This is a genomic window from Actinomadura rupiterrae, assembly GCF_024172125.1.
Classification (GTDB): domain Bacteria; phylum Actinomycetota; class Actinomycetes; order Streptosporangiales; family Streptosporangiaceae; genus Spirillospora; species Spirillospora rupiterrae.
In genome coordinates this window covers 741559-760731 of sequence record NZ_JAMZEA010000002.1, presented here as the reverse complement: position 1 = coordinate 760731, position 19173 = coordinate 741559, and the positions used below count along the sequence as shown (strand labels likewise).

Here is a 19173-nt window from a genome sequence, read left to right as displayed (position 1 = left end):
TCGCTTTCCCGGCTTACCGGTAGGTCACCGCAAGGGGGTGATCGGCGGTGGTCTGGACGCGGCTCCAGCGGCTCTGGTTAGGTGCCGGACCCGTTCCAGCGACGGAATTCGAACCACGGCTCCGGCCGATCCCGGTGACGGCCGGAGCCCGGCTCGGGCGGGGGCGGGCGCGCACATCCGGGCGGTGGCAGCCGGTCAGGGCGCACGCGCCGCTGGTGGTGGCGCTGCTGGTCGCGGGGCTGCTGCGGCTGGTGGCGGCGCTGGGGTACCGGCCCGCGATGTGGTTCACCGACAGCTTCACCTACCTGGACGAGGCGATCGACGGGCGGCCCGGCCTGCCCCGGCCGGGCGGGTACTCGATCTACCTCTGGCTGCTGAAACCGTTCCATAGCCTGACGCTGGTCATGGCGACGCAGCACGTGATGGGGCTCGCCGTCGGCGTCCTGGTGTACGCGCTCGCGTGGCGGTACGGGGTGCCGAAGTGGGGGGCGCTCCTCGCGGCGGCGCCGGTCCTGTTCGACGCTTACGAGATCCAGCTCGAACGGATGATCCTGTCGGACACGCTGTTCCTGGCGATCGGGATGGCGGCGTTCGCGCTCGTCCTGTGGCGGAGCCCGCCGCGGCCGTGGGCGGTGGCGGCGGCCGGGCTGGTCGCGGGCGCGTCGGTGGTGACGCGCCCGACCGGGATCGCCGTGGTGGCGGGCGTCCTGCTGACCGTCCTGCTGGGCGCGCGGCAGACCTGGGGACGGCGCTTCGGGACGGCCGCGCTCGTCCTCGCCGGATGCGTCGCGCCGGTCCTCGCCTACGGGATGTGGTTCAACTCGCACTACGGGGAGTTCGCGCTCAACCGCAGCACGGGCGTGTTCCTGTACGGGCGGGTCATGAGGTTCGCCGACTGCGAGAAGATCCACCCACCGCGCGAGCTGCGGAGACTCTGCACGAAGGTGCCGCCGGAAAGGCGGATGATCTCGCAGAACTACATCTGGGCGGCGGCGTCGCCGCTCAACCACATCCGCGGCGGGCGCTACAGCCGGCGCAAGAACCACATGGCCGAGCGGTTCGCCGTCCGGGCGATCGAGGCGCAGCCCGGCGACTACCTGAAGGCCGTCTCGCACGACACGCTGCGCGCCTTCGACTGGTCCCGGACGGTCTTCCCCGACCGGCTGACCTACGACCGCTACCAGTTCGGGCCCAGGCCCGCGCCGATCTCGGACAACCCGCGCAGCAGGCACGCCGCCGCCCTGTACCGCCGGGCCGCGCAGTACGAGCAGGGGCCCGTCCAGACGACGGTCTTCCAGCCCTGGGCGGGCTTCGCGGGCCTCTACCAGAAGGTCTTCTTCCTCCGCGGGACGATGGTCGGGCTGATCCTCGCGGCGGGGATCGTCCTCGCGCTCGTCCGGCGCGGTCTGCCCGGACGGCTCGCCGCCGGGCCCTGGGCCGCCGCTGCCGGACTGGTCGTGCTGCCCGCCGCGACCGCCGAGTTCGACTACCGTTACGTCGTCACCGCGGTGCCGTTCGCCTGCCTCGCACTCGCGTTGAGCTGCGCATCACGCAATAATCCCGGACAGATCAGCTCCCCCGCCGTCGCCTCCGGGACGGCCTGGGGGGAGGCCGAAGGGAGTCGGGGTGGCGCAGTGGCGGGTCGCGGGGTTCGACGAGGTCCGTGAGCTCGGCCGGGGGCCGCGCGGCAGGACGGTCCTCGCCCGGCACGGCACGTCCGGGTCCGCGGTGGTCGTCCGGTACCTGGAGCCCGCGGTCAGCCCGGCGGCCCGGGACCGGTTCCGCCGCCAGGCAGGCGCGCTCGGGCAGCTGCGCGATCCGCGCGTCGCCCGCCCCTACCAGCTCGTCGAGAACTCGCACGGCACCGCCGTCGTCATGGAGCGGGTGGACGGCGTCGCGCTCCGCGAGATCCTGCGCCGCGAGCGGCGGATCGCCCCGGAGGCCGCGCTCGTCCTGCTGCGGGACGCCCTGCTCGGCCTCGCGTCGGCGCATGCCGTCCGGGTCGTCCACGGCGACTGCACGCCCGGCGACATCCTCATCCGGGACAGCGGACGCGCCGTCCTGGTCGATTTCGCGGTCGGCGACCACGCCGGGCAGACCTCGCCGGTGTACCGGGCGCCGGAGCTGTGGCACGGGGGCGCACCGTCGCCCTCGTCCGACATTTACGCGGTGACCTGCGTCTTCTTCGAGGCCCTCGCCGGGCACCGGCCGTACGGCGCCCCGGAGGAGGGCCACCTCGCGGCGCCGATCCCGTCCGGGGACGTCCCGGAGCCGCTGCGCCCGCTCGTCGCGTCCGGCATGGCCAAGGACCCGCGCCACCGGCAGTCCGACGCCGCCGTGATGGCCGACGAGGTCGAGAAGGCCGCGCTCACCGCCTACGGCCCCGACTGGGAACCGCGGGGCCGCCGGGCTCTCACCGCCCTGGCCGCCCCCGACCGCTTCCTCGATTCTCCTCCTCCCCCGCGTTCGCGTAGTGGACGGTCTCGTGCGCGCGCGGGACGAGGCCGGGTCCGGGTCCCTCGGGGCCGGAAGCTGGCCGCGACCGGGGTCGCGGTCGCGGCGGTGCTCGCGGTCGGCGGGTACGGGATCTACATGGCCGTCGATCCGCACGCGTCCTCGCAGCGGGCGGCGGCGGAGCGTTCGGCGGCGGCGGGCAAGGCCCTGACGCTCGGACGGCTCGGGATGCGCGCCCCCTCGTCCTGGGAGGCGCTGCCGATCGCCGTCAAGGGACGCGCCTCCGACAGCTACTACGTGTCGCTCGCCGGCGGATGCCCGCAGCCCGCCGCGTCCAGCCTCGGGTCGTGCCCGGGATTCGCGGTGATGGGGCCGAGCTTCTTCGACAAGTCCGAGTCGCAGGCGTACGGCGGCGGACCGTACGACCCCAAGGACACCTTCTCCTCCCGGATCTCGATGAGTTGCCCCCGGCATCCCGAGCTCGTCGCGGGAGGGGCCGCCAAGGGCGCGTCCCAAACGGCGTCGAAGACCCTTCAGCTCGGTAAGCGGCCGGCCGAATTCCACCAGTGGCGCGTGCCCTGCTTCGAACGCCAGGGCGACGGGACGGGGTCGGTTTATACCGAACGCATCTGGTACGTCCCGTCCGCGCAGATCGTGGTGGTGGACGCGTGGAACACGCCCGATCTCGACGCGGTCCTCCGCCGCGCGACCTGGCCCTAGGGGAAACGGTTCGGTTCACCACGGCAAAAGCGGAGAAGATCATGCGTCCGGGATGCGCCGGACGTGGCTAGGTTGCCGTTCATGTCGAACAGTGGCGCACACGAGATGGCGCAAGCGCAGGCCCGGATGGCGGGCCGGTTCACCGGGCTCCCGGAGACCGGCGTCGTCGGCCCGCACCCCGGCGCGCACCCGGGCGCGCACGCCGCCCCGCCGGCCCGCGACCTGGACCCGGCCGTAGCCGGGCTGGTCGCGCGCCTGCCCGGGCCCGGCGGGACGATGTCCCGGGGCGCGATCGACCGATGGACGGACGCCGCCCGGGCCGTCCTCACCCTGGCCTACGCGGACGAGGAGGACCCGCCGCGCTGAGCACCCGCACCGCGGCGAGGTCCCGCCCGCGAGCCCGGAGCCCCGATTACGGCCAGGACTTTGGCTCCTCGGATTCGTTAGGGAAAAAGGTGCAACCGGAAACCGGTGAGGCGCGTCCATACCTCGTGGAGTGGCGCATCGACGGGTTCGTGGAGATCCGGGAGCTGGGACGCGGCGGGCAGGGCCGGGTGGTCCTGGCTCGGCACGCGGTGTCGGGCGGCCTGGTCGCGGTCAAGTACCTGCTGGGGGACGCCGGGTCCGGCGCCCGCGCGCGGTTCCGGGACGAGGCGGTCCTGCTCGGCCGGGTCCGGGACCCGCACGTCGCGCGGCTCTACCAGCTCGTCGAGGCCGAGCAGGGGCTCGCGCTGGTGATGGAGGCCGTGGACGGCGTGTCCTTCCGGGAGGTCCTCGGACGGTACGGGGCGCTCGCGCCGGAGGCGGCGCTGACCGTCCTCAAGGGGTCGCTGCTCGGCCTCGCCGCCGCGCACGCGGCCGGGGTCGTGCACCGCGACTACAAGCCGTCCAACGTGATCGTCCCGGCGGACGGCCGGAGCAAGCTCATCGACTTCGGCGTGGCGACCATGGCGGGCGCGGCGTCCGGCGCGGGCACGCCCGCGTACATGGCGCCCGAGCAGTGGCTCGGCGAGCCCGCGGGCCCGGCCGCCGACGTGTACGCCGCGACCTGCGTGTTCGTCGAGACCGTGACCGGGCGCAGGCCCTTCGCGGACGACCCGCGCGGCGGGCACCTCACCGGGGCCGTCCCGGTCGAGGACGTCCCGGAGCCGCTGCGTCCGCTGGTCATGAGCGGCATGGCCAAGGCGCCCGAGCACCGCCCGCCGGGGGCCGCCGTGTTCGTCCGCGAGCTGGAGGACGCCGCGCGCGCCGCCTACGGACCCGACTGGGAGTCGCGCGGCGCGCGGGTCCTCGCGGGCGTGGCGATGGCGCTGGCATCCCTGTTCCCCTTGGCCGCGCTCAGCGCCAGCGCGGGTGCAGGTGCAGGCGCCGGTGCGGCAGGCGCGGGCGCAGGAGCCGCCGGTGCCGGAACCGCAGGCACGGCCGGTGCGGGGACGGCGGGTGCGGGGACGGCGGGCGCGGGGACGGCTTCGGCGGGCGGTGGGGCCAGTGCGTTGCTCGGCGGCAAGACCGGGCTCGCGATCGCGGCGGCGGCGCTCCTCACGACCGGGGCCGCCGGATACGGCGTGTACCAGGCGGTCAAGCCGTCCCATAAGAAGCACGTCGCGGCGACCGCGCCGACGAAGGCGATGACGGTCGGACGCATCTCGCTCCGAACGCCCGTGCCGTGGGTGCTGCATCCGATGACGCTCGGCACGGGCGGGCAGCCCTTCGGGGACAGCTACCTCGTCGCGCAGGGCGCGAGCCCGGGCTGCACACCGTCCGACAAGCAGTTCTCGCCGTACAACCTGTCGCAGTGCAAGGGCTACGCGGTGATGGGCCCGAGTTTCAGCACCCACAGCGACATCTACCTCGCCGCGAAGTTCAAGGCCACCGAGCCGTTCGGCGGGATGTTCGGCGAGGACAAGGGCATGGACTGCCCGGCGGACAACAAGCTGCGCGTCTCGGACGCCCAGCACGGCGCGTCCCGGACGGTCAGCTCGTTCAAGCCCGTCGGCTCGCACAAGGCGCAGTACTTCGAGTGGACCGTCCCCTGCTGGACGCGGGACGCGACCGACGGACGCGGCTTCAAGACGCGGACCGCCACGTCCTACACCGAGCGGATCTGGTACCTGCCCGAGTCGAACATCCTCATCGTCGACTTCTGGCAGACGCCGGGCCTCGACCAGGTCCTCGCCAAGGCGACCTGGACCTAGGACCAGGCCAGGCCGCCCCGGCGGAACCGGCGGACCCGTGGGATCAGGGGTCCTGGATGCCCAGGCTGCGGGTCTCGTCCTCGACCTCGCGGGCGGCCTCCGCGGCGCCGGTGGCCTGGAGCTCGTGCGCCAGCTGCTCCAGCTCCGCGCCGCCCGCCATGAGCGCGGTGAGCTCCTCCCGGGTGATGTCGGACTTGTCGTGGTACCCGAGCGGACGCCCCCGGTTGAGGATCAGGAAGCGGTCGCCGACCGGGTAGGCGTGGTGCGGGTTGTGGGTGATGAAGACGACGCCGAGGCCGCGGTCGCGCGCCTGGACGATGTAGCGGAGCACGACCCCGGCCTGCTTGACGCCGAGCGCGGCGGTCGGCTCGTCCAGGACGAGGACCTTCGCGCCGAAGTAGACGGCGCGGGCGATCGCGACGCACTGCCGCTCGCCGCCCGACAGGGTGCCGATCGGCTGGTCCACGTCCCGCAGGTCGATGCCCATGGCGAGCAGCTCGTCCCGGGTGGTGCGGCGCATGAACTCGACGTCGAGCCGTCCGAAACGGGCCCGCTTCTCCGAGCCGAGGAAGAAGTTCCGCCAGACCGGCATGAGCGGGACGACGGCGAGGTCCTGGTAGACGGTCGCGATGCCGAGGTCGAGCGCGTCGCGCGGGGACGCGAAGGACACCGGCTCACCCGCGACCTCGTAGGTCCCGGTGTCGTGCCGGTGCAGGCCCGCGATGATCTTGATGAGGGTGGACTTGCCCGCGCCGTTGTCGCCGAGCACGCACACCACCTGCCCGGCGGCTACCTCCAGCGAGACGTCCCGCAGCGCGATCACGCTGCCGTAGTCCTTGCCGACCCCGCTCAGCTTCACCAGCGCGGTCACCGTTCGGCCCGCCGGCGGACGAGGTGGTTGACGACGGTCGCGGCGAGCAGCGCCGCGCCGAGGAAGAACCGGAACCAGTCGGGGTTCCAGTCCGCGTACACGATGCCCTTGTTGACCATCCCGAAGATGAAGGCGCCGATCGCGGCGCCGACGGCGGAGCCGTAGCCGCCGGTCAGCAGGCAGCCGCCGATCACCGCGCAGATGATGTAGAAGAACTCGTTCCCGACGCCCTCCCCCGACTGGACGGTCGCGAACGCGAACAGCAGGTGCATCCCGGAGAACCAGGCGCAGAACGCGACCCCGGCGAACAGCCCGATCTTCGTCCGGGCCACCGGGACGCCGACCGCGCGGGCGCTGGCGGCGTTCCCGCCGACCGCGAAGATCCAGTTCCCGGCGCGGGTGCGCAGCAGGATCCAGGTCGCGACGGCCGTGAACAGCAGCCACCAGAGCACCGTGATGCTGACGTGCGGCCCGGTGAAGACGGCCGGACGGGCGCTGATCCTGATCTGGTGGTCCACCACGCCGATCTCGGACGCGAACACCCTCTTCGCGCTCTTGAAGCCGTCCATGTCGCTGATCGAGTCGGACGCGACGTTCCCGGTGACCGCCTTCGTCACGCCGAGGTTCGCCCCGGCGAGCATGAGGAACGTCGCGAGCGTGACGATGAAGCTCGGCAGCTTCGTCCAGACGTAGAGCAGGCCGTTCAGCACGCCGAGCGCGAGCGTGACCACCAGGGAGATCAGCACGCCCACCCACACGTTCAGCGTGAGCTGGAACGACACGAGCGAGGCGACCAGCGCGGCGCTGGTCACCAGCACGCCCGCCGACAGGTCGAACTCGCCGCCGATCATCAGCAGCGACACCCCGACCGCCATGATCCCGAACGTGGACGAGGCGTACAGCACGGTCGAGAACGACGACGTCTGCAGGAACGCGTCGGCCGTCACGGAGAAGAACACGAACAGCGCGGCGGCGCCGATCAGCGCGCCGAGCTCGGGCCGGACGAGCAGGCGGCGCAGCGGGTTGCGGCGCGCGACCCGCTCGTCCGCGGCGCCCTCGGTGAGCGCTGCCGTCACCTGGTCCCCCGCTGCGCGAACGGCGCGATCTGGTCGGCGTTGTCCTTGGTGACGATCGCCGGGCCGGTCAGGACGGGCTGCCCACCGCCGAGGACGTTGCCGTTGGCCTTGTACAGCCACAGCTCGTCCACGGCCTCGTAGCCCTGGAGGTAGGGCTGCTGGTCGACGGCGAACTGGATCGAGCCGTCCTTGATCGAGGCGATCAGGTCCTTGTTCATGTCGAAGGTGCCGACCTTCGCCTTGCTGCCCGCCTCCTGCGCGGACTGGACGGCCGTGGCGGCGAACGGCGCGCCGAGCGTGAGGACGCCGTCGATGCCCTTGTCCGCCTGCAGCTTCGCCGTGATCGCCGACTTCACCTGCGGCATGTTCGTGCCGGTCACGTACAGGTTCTGCAGGGTTCCGCCGAAGGTCTTCTTCGCGCCCGCGCAGCGCGCCTCCAGCCCGACGTTGCCCTGCTCGTGCACGACGCACAGCGCCTTCTTCGCGCCGATCTTCGCGAGCTGCCGCCCGGCGGCCTCACCGGCGACGCTCTCGTCCTGCCCGAAGTGGACGAGCGCGCCGAGCCTCGCCGAGACGTCCGCGCCGGAGTTGATCGACACCACCGGGATCTTCGCGGCGGCGGCGCGGGCGAGCACGTCCTTCAGCGCGTCCGGCTTGGCGAGCGTGACGATGATGCCGTCCACGTGCTTGTCGATCGCCGTCTGGACGAACTGCGCCTGCCGCCCGCCCTCGGGGTCGGCCGAGTACTGGAACTCGATGTTGTCCTTGGTCGCGGCGGCCTGCGCACCCTTCTGCACGATGTCCCAGAACGTATCGCCCTGCCCGGAGTGCGTGATCATCGCGATCTTCAGCCGGGGGCCGCCGGCGCGCACCGGGTTCGGGCCCTTCTGCTCCGCGCTCTTGCCCCCTGAGCTGCTGCATCCGGCGAGCGCGGCGGTCAGCGCCAGCGCGGCGGTGGTCAGGGCCAGCAGTCGTCTGCGCGGCGTCGGTGTCGTCACGGCCGGTCTCCGTTCGGTGGGGGGCGGGCGATCGGATGGAGTTCATCTTGGCCCCTTCCGCGCTCCAGGTCACGGCTGTTTCTCGGCGGGCGGGACGGGTAGAAGTGACTGTTCGGACAGGAGATCGTCCACCTCGTCCGCGGTGGGCATCGCCTCGGCGCAGGACAGCCGGGACGCGACGATCGCGCCCGCGGCGTTCGCGAAGGCGAGCACGCGTTCGAGGCCCCAGCCCGCGAGGAGGCCGTGGCACAGCGCGCCGCCGAACGCGTCGCCCGCGCCCAGGCCGTTCACCACCTCGATGGGGACGGGCGCGACCTCGGCTGTCCGGTCTTGGGTCATCGCTAGGACGCCGTCCGGGCCGCGTTTGACGACTACCAGGGCGAGGCCGTGGTCGAGGAGCGCTTGGGCGGCCCTGTGCGGGTCGCGCTCGCCGGTCGCCAGTTCGCATTCCTCCTGGTTTCCGACCGCGACGGACGCGTGTTTGAGCGCTTCGTGGACGCGCGGGCGCGCTTCGGAGCGGTCGGCCCAGAGGGTGGGACGCCAGTCCAGGTCGAGGACGGTCGTTTGGGGGTGTGCTTCGAGTGCGGCGATCGTCGCCGTGCGGCTCGGTTCTGCCGAGAGGCCGGTGACGGTCGCCCAGAGGAGCTTCGTTTTCGTGATCGCTTCGAGGTCGAGCTCGTGGGGGTGGATGACCAGGTCGGGGGCCTTGGGGTAGCGGTAGAAGTACAGCGGGAAGTCGTCCGGCGGGAAGATCTCGCAGAACGAGAGCGGGGTCGGCAGGCCGGGGACGGACGTGACGTAACGGTCGTCCACCCCGTACCGGCGCAGCGCCTTATGGACGAACCGGCCGAACGGGTCGTCCCCGGTGCGGGTGATGACGGCGGCGCGGCGGCCGAGGCGGGCAGCGGCGACGGCCACGTTCGTCGGGCTGCCGCCGAGGTACTTGCCGAACGTCTCGACGTCCTCCAGCGGCACGCCGCTCTGGTGCGGGTACAGATCGACGACCACCCGCCCCATCGTGATCAGCTCCGGCACGCCCGCGCCGTCCGGATCCGGTGCGGCCGGGCGGTTCGGCTCCGGGGTCATGGGGCGATCCCGGTGAGGTAGGCGAGGCTTGCCGCGACCTCTTCGACCGGGCCGCGGCCGGTCGGCGGCTCCTCGGTGAGGACGGCGTCCTGTTCGAGGACGTACCAGCCGTCATATCCGGCATCGGTGAGGGCGCGGACGATCGCCTCCACGTTGACGCCGCCCTGGCCGAGCGGGCGGTACAAGCCGCTCGCGACCGCTTCGGCATAGGGCCTCTCGCCTGCCTGCACCTGTCGCGCGAGCGTGACGTCCACGTCCTTGAGGTGGACGTGCCCGATCCTTGCGGCGGCCTCGCGGGTGAGGGCCACGGGGTCGGTGCCGCCGACGAGGAGGTGTCCGGTGTCGAGGCAGAGCGGGACCGCGCAGCCGTCGAGGACGCGGGCGACCTCGTCCTTCCGCTCGACGACCGTGCCGACATGCGGGTGGAGGGTGATCGTCCGGCCGCGCGCCTCGGCGTGGCGGGTGGCCGCGTCGAGGTTGGCGAGCAGCGTCCGCCACTCGTCCGGGCCGAGCGCGGGGCGGGTGTCGTAGCCGGTCAGGCCGGTCGCGGCGGCCAGGACGAGGACGGTCTCGGCGGGCAGCGCGTCCAGGGCCGTTGCGATCTCGCCGAGCGGATCGTCATCCGGGTCATGCAGGACGACTGGGACGAACGCGCCGACCAGCCGCAGGCCGTGCTGCTTGAGGAGCGCGTCGCGTTCGTCCGGATCGTCCGGGAGGAAGCCGTCCGGGCCGCGCTCCACGGCGTCCAGGCCGAGCGCGGCCAACTCGTCCAGCACCCTGCCGGGCGCGAGCTGGTGCCCCCAGCCGGGCACCTCGCACACACCCCACGAGATCGGCGCCCCCGCGACCTTCACCGCGCTGCGCGCCGTCATCGCCGGACCTCCTCGACGTCCACGGCGCGGCCCTCGCGCCGGGACAGGTCGCACGCCTCGGCCAGGTAGAACGCTTCGAGCGCCTCCTCCGGCGGGCACGGGTTGGCCCTGGTTCCCGCCACGACCTGGACGAACGCGGCGAGCTCGGCATCGTAGGCGGTGGCGAAGCGCTCCAGGAACCCGCTGTAGGCGGGGCCGCTCCGGCCCGCATCGGGCAGCGGCGTGATCGGCGTGCGGTCGTCCAGGCCGGCGACGACGCTGTCCTTGGAGCCGAACACCTCCAGCCGGACGTCGTACCCGGCCGCGTTGTACCTGGTCGCGGCGATGAGGCCGAGCGTCCCGTCGTCCAGGACGAGCAGCGCCGCGCCGGTGTCCACGTCGCCGCTCTCGCGGAAGAACGCGTCCCCCCGGTTGGCCCCGGCCGCGACGACCCGGACGACCTCCCGTCCCGTCACGTAGCGGATCGAGTCGAGGTCGTGGATCAGGCAGTCGCGGAACAGCCCGCCGGACGTCGGGACGTACTCGGCGGGCGGCGGCGCGGGATCGAAGCCGCACGACCGGACGGTGTGCAGCCAGCCGAGCCGTCCGGACGCGACGGCGTCCCGCGCGGCCTGGTACCCGGCGTCGAACCGGCGCTGGAACCCGACCTGCACCGGAACCCGCGCCTCACACGCGGCGCGGACGATTTGGAGCGTTCCATCCGCGTCCGGGGCGAGCGGTTTCTCGCAGAAGACCGGAGTCCCCTGCGCCACGGCCCGCTCCACCAGCACCGCATGCGCATCCGTGGCCGCCGCCACCACGAACCCGTCCGCACCCGCAGCGAACAACTCGTCCACAGAAGCAACGGCACGAACCGCAACACAGGCGCCCGCGGACGCGACGCCCGCATACGCGCCGGACGCGGACCCGGAAGCAGCGGCCGCGCCAGACGCAGACGCCATCGGTTCGAACGCGGGCGGGCTGGTCGGCTGCTCGGAGGTGGTGGGCGGCGGGGGTGAGTGGGCCGGGCGGAGGCGGGCGGCCAGGGCGGCGGCGCGGTGCGGGTCGGCGTCGGCGATGATGAGTTCGGTGACGTGGGACGAGCGGGCCAGGGCGGCGGCGTGCCGCGCGCCGATCCGGCCCGCGCCGGCGAGTGCGATCCTCATGGTTCCCTCCCGGGCGGGGGTGGGTGAGCCCCGAGTGTGCTGGAGCGTTCCAGACCCGTCAACGCCCCGGGCGAGGCGCGACCATGGTTAGGGGCGACCGGAACCCCGGAGCGCGCCGCCACTCCGGGGCGCGGCCGGAACTCGGGGTGGCCCCGGGGTTTCTCTTCTGTATGAGCAAGCGCTAGGTTGCCGTCATGCGCGTGTTCCTTACCGGTGCGTCGGGATTCGTCGGCTCGTACACCGTCGCCGCCCTGCTGGCCGCCGGGCACGAGGTGCGCGCGCTCGTCCGCGCCCCGGAGCGGGCCGCCCGGACGCTCGCCACGCTCGGCGTGGACGCGGCGGACGTCGAGTTCGTCCGGGGCGACATGCTGGACACCGCGGCCGTCGGCGCGGCGCTGGACGGCTGCGACGCCGCGATCCACGCCGCCGCCGCGATCGGCGTCACCGGCCCGGCGGGCGACCTGGTCTCGGCGAACGTCACCGGCACCCGCAACATCATCGGCGGCGCGGTCGAGCGCGGCCTCGCGCCGGTCGTGCACGTGTCGTCGGTCGCGGTGTTCGTCCCGCCGGACGGCCCGGTGATCACGCCGGACAGCCCGCTCGCCAGCCCGCACACCGACTACGGCCGGTCCAAGGTCGCCGCCGAGCGGTACGTCCGCGAGGTGCAGTCGGGCGGCGCCCCCGTCGCGATCGTCTACCCCGGCGGCGTCTGCGGCCCCCACCAGCCGCACCTGGACGCCCTGCCGGAGGGGCTCGCCGGGGCGCTGAACCTGGCCTGGCCGCTGCCGCCCGGCGGTGTCGGCGTGATCGACGTCCGCGACCTGGCCGAGGCGCTGGCCCGCGCGATCGGCACCGCCGAGGGCGGCGAGCGCTGGACGCTCGGCGGGACCTACCTCACCTGGCCGGAGATCGCCGACCTCTGCGACACGCTCACCGGCGTCCCGTGCCGGAGGATGCGCGTCCCGGGCAGCGTCATGATCGGCCTGGGCCGGGTGCTGGACGCCGCCAAGCGCGTCCGCCCGTTCGACTACCCGCTGACCAGGGACGCGGCGCAGATGATGGTCGGCCTCGTCCCGACCGACGACGCCCCCACGCTCGCCGCGCTGGACCTCGGCCTGCGCCCCGTGGAGACGACGGTGGCGGACGCGCTGCGCTGGCTGGCCGCGTCCGGCCACCTCAAACCCCGCCGCGCCGGCCGCCTCGCCCCGGACGCGCCGCCGCTCGTCCCCGGGCCCCCGGGGGCGGTTCGTCCCACCGATCCGCGCCCCGCCGGAGCGCGCCCTGCGGAGGAGAAGCCGATGCCGACGCTCATCCAGCGCACCCTGGGACCGGTGTTCCGGTACGTCTCGGGCGCGCCGTGGTTCTCGAAGGTCGGGCCCAAGGTCGTCCCGCCGCTGGACCGGGCGCTGCACCGGATCAGCGGCGGCCGCATCCTGCTGGGCCAGGCGCTCGTGCCGAGCCTGCTGCTGACGACGACGGGCGCGAAGTCCGGGCTGCGCCGCGAGGTGCCGCTGGCGTGCCGTCCCGAGGAGGACGGCACGTGGCTGGTCGTCGGCTCGAACTTCGGCCGCGAGAAGCACCCCGCCTGGACGGCGAACCTGATGAAGAACCCCGCCGCCGAGGTCTCCTTCCGCGGCCGCACCACCAAGGTCACCGCGCACCTGCTGACGGACGCCGAGCGCGCCGAGGCCTGGCCCCGGCTCATCCAGGTCTGGCCCGTCTACGACCGCTATGTGGAACGGGCCGGCCGCGAACTGCGCATCTTCCGCCTGACCCCGTCCTAACGGATCGGCTTGTTCTAGCGGGTCAGCTGGTGGCCGACCGTCGCGTCGACGTGGTCGGGGACGTCCTCGTGGCGGTCGCCGACCGACAGCGTGCCGGACGGCTCGAACAGCAGCACCGAGGCCCTCTTCACCGCGGACGGCTTGTGCTCGACGCCCTTCGGCACCACGAACACCGAGCCCTGCGGAAGGTTGACAGACCGCTCCGCACCGTCCTCGCGCAGGCCGATCGTGATCTCGCCGTCGATGACGAGGAAGAACTCGTCGGTGTCCTCGTGCACGTGCCAGACGTGCTCGCCCTCGAACTTGGCGATCCGCACGTCGTAGTCGTTCACCCGGGTCGCGATGCGCGGGCTCCAGACCTCGTCGAACGTGGCCAGCGCGTCCCGCAGTCCGATCACTTCGTCGCTCATGCGGCCAGCCTGCCGGTCGCGCGACCGCCCGGACGAGTGCTAGGAATCGCATATGCCGCAAGGATCCTCGCACCGCGTCCGGATGATCGTCGAGGACGGTTCGAACCCGTTCGAGCTGGGCGTCGCGACCGAATTGTTCGGGTTGCGCCGTCCCGAGCTGGACGTCCCGTGGTACGACTTCGCCCTCTGCGCGCCCGGGCCTGTCACCATGCACCGGGCCATGTTCACGATGACCGGCATTCCGGGCCTGGACGAAGCAGAAAAGGCGGACACGCTGATCGTTCCGAACCGTCCGGATCCGGAGACGCCGCCGTCCGGGCCCGTCCTGGACGCGATCAGGGCCGCCGCCGAGCGCGGCGCGCGCCTGGTCAGCTTCTGCACGGGCACGTTCTCGCTGGCCGCAGCGGGCGTACTGGACGGCCGCCGCGCGACCACGCACTGGCGCTGGGCCGAGGTGTTCCGCGTCCGGTACCCGGACGTGCGACTCGAACCGGACGTCCTTTTCGTGGACGACGGGGACGTCCTGACCGCCGCGGGCAGCGCCGCCGCGCTCGACCTCGGCCTGCACCTGATCCGCCGCGACCACGGCGCCGAGATCGCCAACGCCGTCGCGCGCCGGCTGGTCTTCGCCGTCCACCGGGACGGCGGCCAGCGGCAGTTCATCGAGCGCCCGCTGCCCGACGTTCCGGACACGTCCCTGGCGCCCGTCCTGGCCTGGGCGCAGGCGAACCTGGACCGCCCGCTGTCGGTCAACGACCTGGCCGCCCGCGCCGCGACGAGCCCCGCGACCCTGCACCGCCGCTTCCGCACCGAGCTCGGCACCACTCCCCTGGCCTGGCTGACCGCCGAGCGCGTGACCCTGGCCTGCCGCCTGATCGAGGCCGGCGAGCTGCGCCTCGACGCCATCGCCCAGGCCACCGGCCTCGGCACGGCCGCGAACCTGCGCACCCACCTGCGCCGCCAGACGGGCCTGACCCCGACCGCCTACCGAACCCGGTTCGCGCCCACATCGTGAAGCGCCGTGCCCTAGCGTGTGGGTAGAACATACGTACGACGAGAGGGGACCACGATGCTGGTCAAGGCCAACGGTGTCGAGCTGTGCGCGGAGACCTCCGGCGACCCGGCCGACCCGCCGGTGCTGCTCATCGGCGTCACCATGCAGGCTTGGCCGGACGAGCTGTGCGAGGCGCTCGCAGGCCGCTACGTGATCCGCTACGACCTGCGCGACGCCGGCGAGTCCACCTACGTCGACCCGGACGCGCCCGCGTACGACCTCCGCGACCTGGTCACGGACGCGGCCGAACTCCTCTCCGCTCTGGGCCTGGACCGCGCCCACGTGGTCGGCCTCGGCGTCGGCGGCTTCATCGCCCAGTTGCTCGCGCTGGACCACCCCTCGCGGGTCGCGTCGCTGACGCTGGTCTCCACCCGTCCGGTCGCCCCCGGTCCGGTGGACGACGACCTGCCCGACCACGACGGCGAGACGATGGGCAAGCTGTTCGGCCGCCCCCAACCCGACTGGACGGACCGCGACTCCGTCGTCGACTACATGACGACCTCCGCGAAGCTGATGACCGGCGCGCAGGGCTTCGACGAGGCGGACGCCCGCGCGACCGCCGGACGGATCTTCGACCGCGCCCGCAAGACCCCCGAAGCGCAGCGCGCCAGCCACATCGGCACCATGTTCGCCGCCGTCGACTGCAAGCCGCGCTGGCGCGAGCGCCTCGGCGAGATCACCGCGCCGACCCTGGTCGTCCACGGCGACGAGGACCCTTTCTTCCCGCACGGCAACGGCGTCGCGCTCGCCGAGGAGATCCCCGGCGCCACCCTCCTCACCCTGCACGGCACCGGCCAGGGCCTCCCTCGCCCGACCTGGCCGACCGTCGCGGACGCCCTGCTCCGCCTAACGGCCCCGGCCGTTTAGGTCTCGACCGAATCAGGCGCACCTAGGCGCACCTAAAAGAAGGCGGCGTTTGGGTCTTTCACCGTCCGCTCCGCTGTGCAAGATTCCTTCCGAACCAGAGCCCTTTAGGCTGGGCTTTGACGTGCAAAGGAATGGGCGTCATGGGGCGGACTATGCGGCCGTTGAATCCGGCCATGGGACCTGTCGAGCGTTTCGCCTGCGAGCTTCGCGCCCTGCGCTCCGCCGCCGGTGAGGCCCCCTTCGGGACGATGGCCCGGCACGCCACCGTGTCGAAGAGCGCGCTCGCCGCAGCGGTCGCCGGATACCAACTCCCGAGCGAACGCGTCCTCACCGAGTTCGTCCGCCTTTGCAACGGCGACGTCCGCTGGTGGCTCGACCGCCTGGAAGCCACCCGCGCTGAACTGTCCGCGCCGGACACCCAAGCCGAACTGTCCACGCCGGACGCACAAGAGGAGGCGGAGAAACGCGGATGGCTCGTCCCCCGGCCGTCCTCCAACATCGCGTTACCCCCCGAACACGCTTTGCCGACGACGATTCCCGGAACCGTCCTCACGCCTCCGCGAAAGCGCCGCGCCCTGCTGATAGGCGCCCTCGTCACGGTCGTCGCCTTTACGGCCGGCTGGTTCGTCCACCCCATCTCGGGCCGTTCCGCCGCCTCTCCGAAACCCACTCCCGCCGCCGTCGCCCCCGCCGACGGCGTGGACCCGTACGTCGCCGGCTGCGGCCGCGACCAGAAAATCATCGAGCGCCAGGGAATGGTCTGGCCGGACGAGAGCACCTACGGCTGGCTCACCCTCTTCTACTCCGACCGCTGCAAGGCCAACTGGGGCTACGTCACCGGCCCCAACTCCTCGAAATGGCGCGTCTACATCATCGTCCACCGCCCCGCCGACGACGCGAACGTCCAGTTCTCCGTGAGCGCCGACCTCCGCCCCGGCTCCTGGAGCAGCATCCTCGAAACGAAACCCGGCTGCGTCTACGCCGAGGCCTACGTGGTGAACAGCACCGGCCGCTCCCGCTCCACGAAAACCAGCTGCTACAAAACCATCGACCCCGTCCAACACACCACCCCCACTCCCACCCCGTCCAAGACGACTCCCAAGGCCATGGCCCCGGCGTTGAATCCGGCGAGCTGAAAGGGGCGGGACGCGCGTTTCAGTGGCGCGCCATTCGCTGCACCTCATTCAGGGCCCGTCCGGGAGTGCGGACTGTGACCAAGGCGGCGACCAGGAATCCGAGGAGAGCGAAGCCCGCGGCGACGTAGAAGGCGAGGTGGAACCCCGCGAGCAGCGATCCCGGTTTGGCGGCCGGGGCGCCGGAGGCAGTATCGGCGCGGGCGAAGGCGACCGTCGAAAGGATGGCCAGGCCGAGCGCGCCACCCACCTGGTTGGTGCTGGTGACGAGGCCGGAGGCGAGTCCTTGCTCTCCCTCCCCGCTGAGATCCTGGGTCGTGGCGGTCACGGAGCTGACGAGCACCGTCCCGAGGCCGGCGCCGGCGATGAGCGCCGGCCCGAGGACGTCCGTCCAGTAGTCGCCGTCGAGGCCGATCCGCGCCAGCCAGAGCAGGGCGACGACGAGGAGGGCGAAGCCGCCCATGAGCAGGGGCTTGAAGCCGGTTTCCGGGACCAGCCGGGAGGAGGTCGCGGCCGAGAGGACGACCGCGAGCGCGAAGGGCAGGAAGGCGATCCCGTTCCGGACGGCGCTGAACCCGAGAACCTGCTGGAGGTAGAGGGTCAGGAAGAAGAAGGTCCCGAGCATCGTGCCGGCCAGCAGCAGCGCGCAGATCGCGCCGCCGGTCACGTTGCGCCTGGCGAACACCCCGAGGGGGACGAGCGGCGACGAGTGCCTTCGCTCCACCATAACGAACGCCGCCAGCAGGGCCACCGCGGCGGCCAGTGCCGTGAGCGCCGATGGCGAGATCCACCCCGACCGCTCCCCGCCGGCGATGCCGAAGATCAGCAGCCCGAGGCCGGCGGTGACCGTGAGCGCCCCGAACGGGTCGAGGGCCGGACGCACCGGCGAGCGGGCGGGACCGACCCGGCGCAGGGTGAGGGCGGCCACCGCGAGCACGACCGGGACGTTGGCCAGGAAGACCCAGCGCCAGCTGATTCCGCTGGTCAGCAGCCCGCCGAGCAGGACGCCGGTGGCGCCGGCGGCACCGGACAGGCCGCCCCACACGCCGAACGCGCGGGCCCGGGCCGGACCGGTGTAGGTCGCGGTGAGGATGGCCAGCGCCGAGGCCGACAGCAGCGCCGCCCCGACCCCCTGGACGATGCGGAGCGCGACGAGCATCGCCGGGCCCGCCGCGAGGCCGCAGGCCAGCGAGGCCAGGCCGAACACCGCGAGTCCGGTCAGGAAGACCGTGCGCCGCACGAACACGTCGCAGGCGCGGCCGGCGACGAGGAGCAGGCCGCCGAAGGTCAGCAGGTAGCCGTTGAGCACCCAGGGCAGGCCGGCCCCGGAGAACCCGAGGTCCTTCTGGACGGCCGGCAGCGCGATGTTCACGATCGTGTCGTCGAGCACGCACATGAACTGCGCCAGGCACATCAGGACCAGGACGGTCCGTCCGGTCGGCTCTTCGTGGGAACGAGTCATGGTCGCCATGCAATCCCGCCCCCGCCGGACGAACCATGGGTGAACGTCGAGGATTCCTTTGCGAGCGTCTACGGTGAGAGCCGTGGACGTCCTCAGCGATCTCCTGTTCCGCGCCCAGGCCAATGACGCGCAGGTGCGGCAGCTCATCCACCCGCCGCCGTGGTCGATGACCTATGCCGACGCGCCCTCACTCACGCTCGTGGCGATACTGCGAGGACCGGCCACCGTCCGGCTCGGCACCGGTGCGACGGCACCGCTCGACGCCGGGGATGTCGCGCTCATCAGCAGGGAGGCGCGCTACACCATCTCCGACAGCCCGGACACTCCCGAGCAGTACGTCATCCACAGCGGACGCAAGTACCTCGCCGGCGAGGGCGACGTGCCCGCCGACCACGCCGGCCTCGCCGCCCGGACCTACGGCGCCGACTCGTCCGGCGCGTCCATCATGCTTCGCGGCGCCTACGACCTCGGCGGCGACGTCGCCGCCCGCCTGCTGGAGATGCTCCCCCGGCTAGCGGTGGTGCCCACCGGCCCAAGAACGGCGCCGGTGCTCGAACTCCTCACCCGCGAGGCACGCCTCAGCGAACCCGGCCAGGACGCCGTCCTCCGGCGGCTCCTCGACCTGCTCCTCGTGATCGCCCTCCGCGAGTGGTGCGCACGCGGAGACGCCGCCCTTCCCCCCTGGTGCCGCGCCCTCGCCGACCCGGTGATCGGCGACGCGCTGCACCTGCTCCACGAACGCCCCGAACACCCCTGGACCGTCGGCGCCCTGGCGGCCGAGCTCGGCATGTCGCGCGCCATGTTCGCGGCCCGCTTCACCGCCACCGTCGGCGAACCCCCGATCTCCTACCTCACCAACTGGCGGATGACCATCGCCGCCGACATGCTGCGCACCACCGACACCCCCATAGCCGCAGTCGCCAAGACCGTCGGCTACCAGGACCCTTTCGCCTTCAGCGTCGCTTTCAAACGCCACCACAAAACCACCCCCTCAACCTGCCGCCGCACCCCCCACCCCACCCCGTCATGACCCCACCCGCAGGGCA

Annotated in this window: 17 protein-coding genes; 9 read left to right on the top strand and 8 right to left on the bottom strand. The window is 72.7% G+C overall.

Features of this window, described 5'->3' with window-relative positions; translation table 11 throughout:
- The first annotated feature begins 134 nt into the window (after positions 1-134).
- From FHU30_RS08045 to FHU30_RS08030, 4 genes are all read left to right on the top strand, one after another.
- Positions 135-1667 carry a phospholipid carrier-dependent glycosyltransferase gene (locus FHU30_RS08045; protein WP_253873533.1) on the top strand — a complete coding sequence of 511 codons (1533 nt, stop codon included), beginning with the start codon at positions 135-137 and terminating at the stop codon, positions 1665-1667.
- Positions 1627-3174: a serine/threonine protein kinase gene (locus tag FHU30_RS08040; RefSeq protein ID WP_253873531.1), complete on the top strand. Its 1548-nt coding sequence runs from the start codon at positions 1627-1629 to the stop codon at positions 3172-3174. The genes FHU30_RS08045 and FHU30_RS08040 overlap by 41 nt, the downstream gene beginning before the upstream one ends.
- A gap of 81 nt (positions 3175-3255) precedes the next feature.
- Complete coding sequence (locus FHU30_RS08035; RefSeq protein ID WP_253873529.1) at positions 3256-3540, top strand: hypothetical protein; 285 nt, start codon at positions 3256-3258, stop codon at positions 3538-3540.
- Between the two features lie 89 nt (positions 3541-3629).
- Complete coding sequence (locus tag FHU30_RS08030; RefSeq protein WP_253873527.1) at positions 3630-5369, top strand: serine/threonine-protein kinase; 1740 nt, start codon at positions 3630-3632, stop codon at positions 5367-5369.
- A gap of 43 nt (positions 5370-5412) precedes the next feature.
- Here FHU30_RS08030 and FHU30_RS08025 read toward each other — a convergent pair whose 3' ends face one another.
- The 6 genes from FHU30_RS08025 to FHU30_RS08000 all read right to left on the bottom strand — a co-directional run bounded on the left by FHU30_RS08025 (position 5413) and on the right by FHU30_RS08000 (position 11417).
- Positions 5413-6240, bottom strand: coding sequence for an ATP-binding cassette domain-containing protein (locus FHU30_RS08025; protein WP_253873525.1), 828 nt, complete (start codon positions 6238-6240; stop codon positions 5413-5415).
- Positions 6237-7316 (bottom strand): ABC transporter permease, encoded by a 1080-nt coding sequence (locus tag FHU30_RS08020; protein WP_253873523.1) that lies wholly within the window; start codon positions 7314-7316, stop codon positions 6237-6239. The genes FHU30_RS08025 and FHU30_RS08020 overlap by 4 nt, the downstream gene beginning before the upstream one ends.
- A complete protein-coding gene (locus FHU30_RS08015) occupies positions 7313-8314 on the bottom strand; it encodes a sugar ABC transporter substrate-binding protein (RefSeq protein WP_253873521.1) in 1002 nt (333 codons plus the stop codon). Before FHU30_RS08015 ends, FHU30_RS08020 begins: the two co-directional genes overlap by 4 nt.
- 69 nt (positions 8315-8383) lie before the next feature.
- Complete coding sequence (iolC, locus tag FHU30_RS08010; protein WP_253873519.1) at positions 8384-9400, bottom strand: 5-dehydro-2-deoxygluconokinase; 1017 nt, start codon at positions 9398-9400, stop codon at positions 8384-8386.
- Positions 9397-10272: a TIM barrel protein gene (locus tag FHU30_RS08005; protein WP_253873518.1), complete on the bottom strand. Its 876-nt coding sequence runs from the start codon at positions 10270-10272 to the stop codon at positions 9397-9399. Before FHU30_RS08005 ends, iolC begins: the two co-directional genes overlap by 4 nt.
- Entirely contained in the window at positions 10269-11417 is a 1149-nt protein-coding gene (locus FHU30_RS08000) for a Gfo/Idh/MocA family protein (RefSeq protein WP_253873516.1), read from the bottom strand. The genes FHU30_RS08005 and FHU30_RS08000 overlap by 4 nt, the downstream gene beginning before the upstream one ends.
- 194 nt (positions 11418-11611) lie before the next feature.
- On the opposite strand from FHU30_RS08000, the gene FHU30_RS07995 reads away from it, so the two are divergent.
- Positions 11612-13201: a nitroreductase/quinone reductase family protein gene (locus FHU30_RS07995; protein ID WP_253873514.1), complete on the top strand. Its 1590-nt coding sequence runs from the start codon at positions 11612-11614 to the stop codon at positions 13199-13201.
- Between the two features lie 14 nt (positions 13202-13215).
- On the opposite strand, the gene FHU30_RS07990 is transcribed toward FHU30_RS07995, so the two are convergent.
- On the bottom strand, positions 13216-13611 hold the full coding sequence (locus tag FHU30_RS07990) for a cupin domain-containing protein (RefSeq protein ID WP_253873512.1): 396 nt from the start codon (positions 13609-13611) through the stop codon (positions 13216-13218).
- 52 nt (positions 13612-13663) lie between these two features.
- Here FHU30_RS07990 and FHU30_RS07985 point away from each other — a divergent pair, with 52 nt between their 5' ends.
- From FHU30_RS07985 to FHU30_RS07975, 3 genes are all read left to right on the top strand, one after another.
- Complete coding sequence (locus tag FHU30_RS07985) at positions 13664-14626, top strand: helix-turn-helix domain-containing protein (RefSeq protein WP_253873510.1); 963 nt, start codon at positions 13664-13666, stop codon at positions 14624-14626.
- Positions 14627-14680: 54 nt separating this feature from the next.
- The gene (locus FHU30_RS07980) at positions 14681-15532 is read left to right on the top strand and encodes an alpha/beta fold hydrolase (RefSeq protein WP_253873507.1); all 852 of its coding nucleotides are present in this window, start codon (positions 14681-14683) and stop codon (positions 15530-15532) included.
- Positions 15533-15705: 173 nt separating this feature from the next.
- The gene (locus FHU30_RS07975) at positions 15706-16668 is read left to right on the top strand and encodes a hypothetical protein (protein WP_253873505.1); all 963 of its coding nucleotides are present in this window, start codon (positions 15706-15708) and stop codon (positions 16666-16668) included.
- A gap of 19 nt (positions 16669-16687) precedes the next feature.
- Here FHU30_RS07975 and FHU30_RS07970 read toward each other — a convergent pair whose 3' ends face one another.
- Positions 16688-18127 carry an MFS transporter gene (locus FHU30_RS07970; protein WP_253873503.1) on the bottom strand — a complete coding sequence of 480 codons (1440 nt, stop codon included), beginning with the start codon at positions 18125-18127 and terminating at the stop codon, positions 16688-16690.
- An 82-nt stretch (positions 18128-18209) separates the two neighbouring features.
- Here FHU30_RS07970 and FHU30_RS07965 point away from each other — a divergent pair, with 82 nt between their 5' ends.
- Entirely contained in the window at positions 18210-19157 is a 948-nt protein-coding gene (locus FHU30_RS07965) for an AraC family transcriptional regulator (RefSeq protein WP_253873501.1), read from the top strand.
- Positions 19158-19173 lie beyond the last annotated feature (16 nt).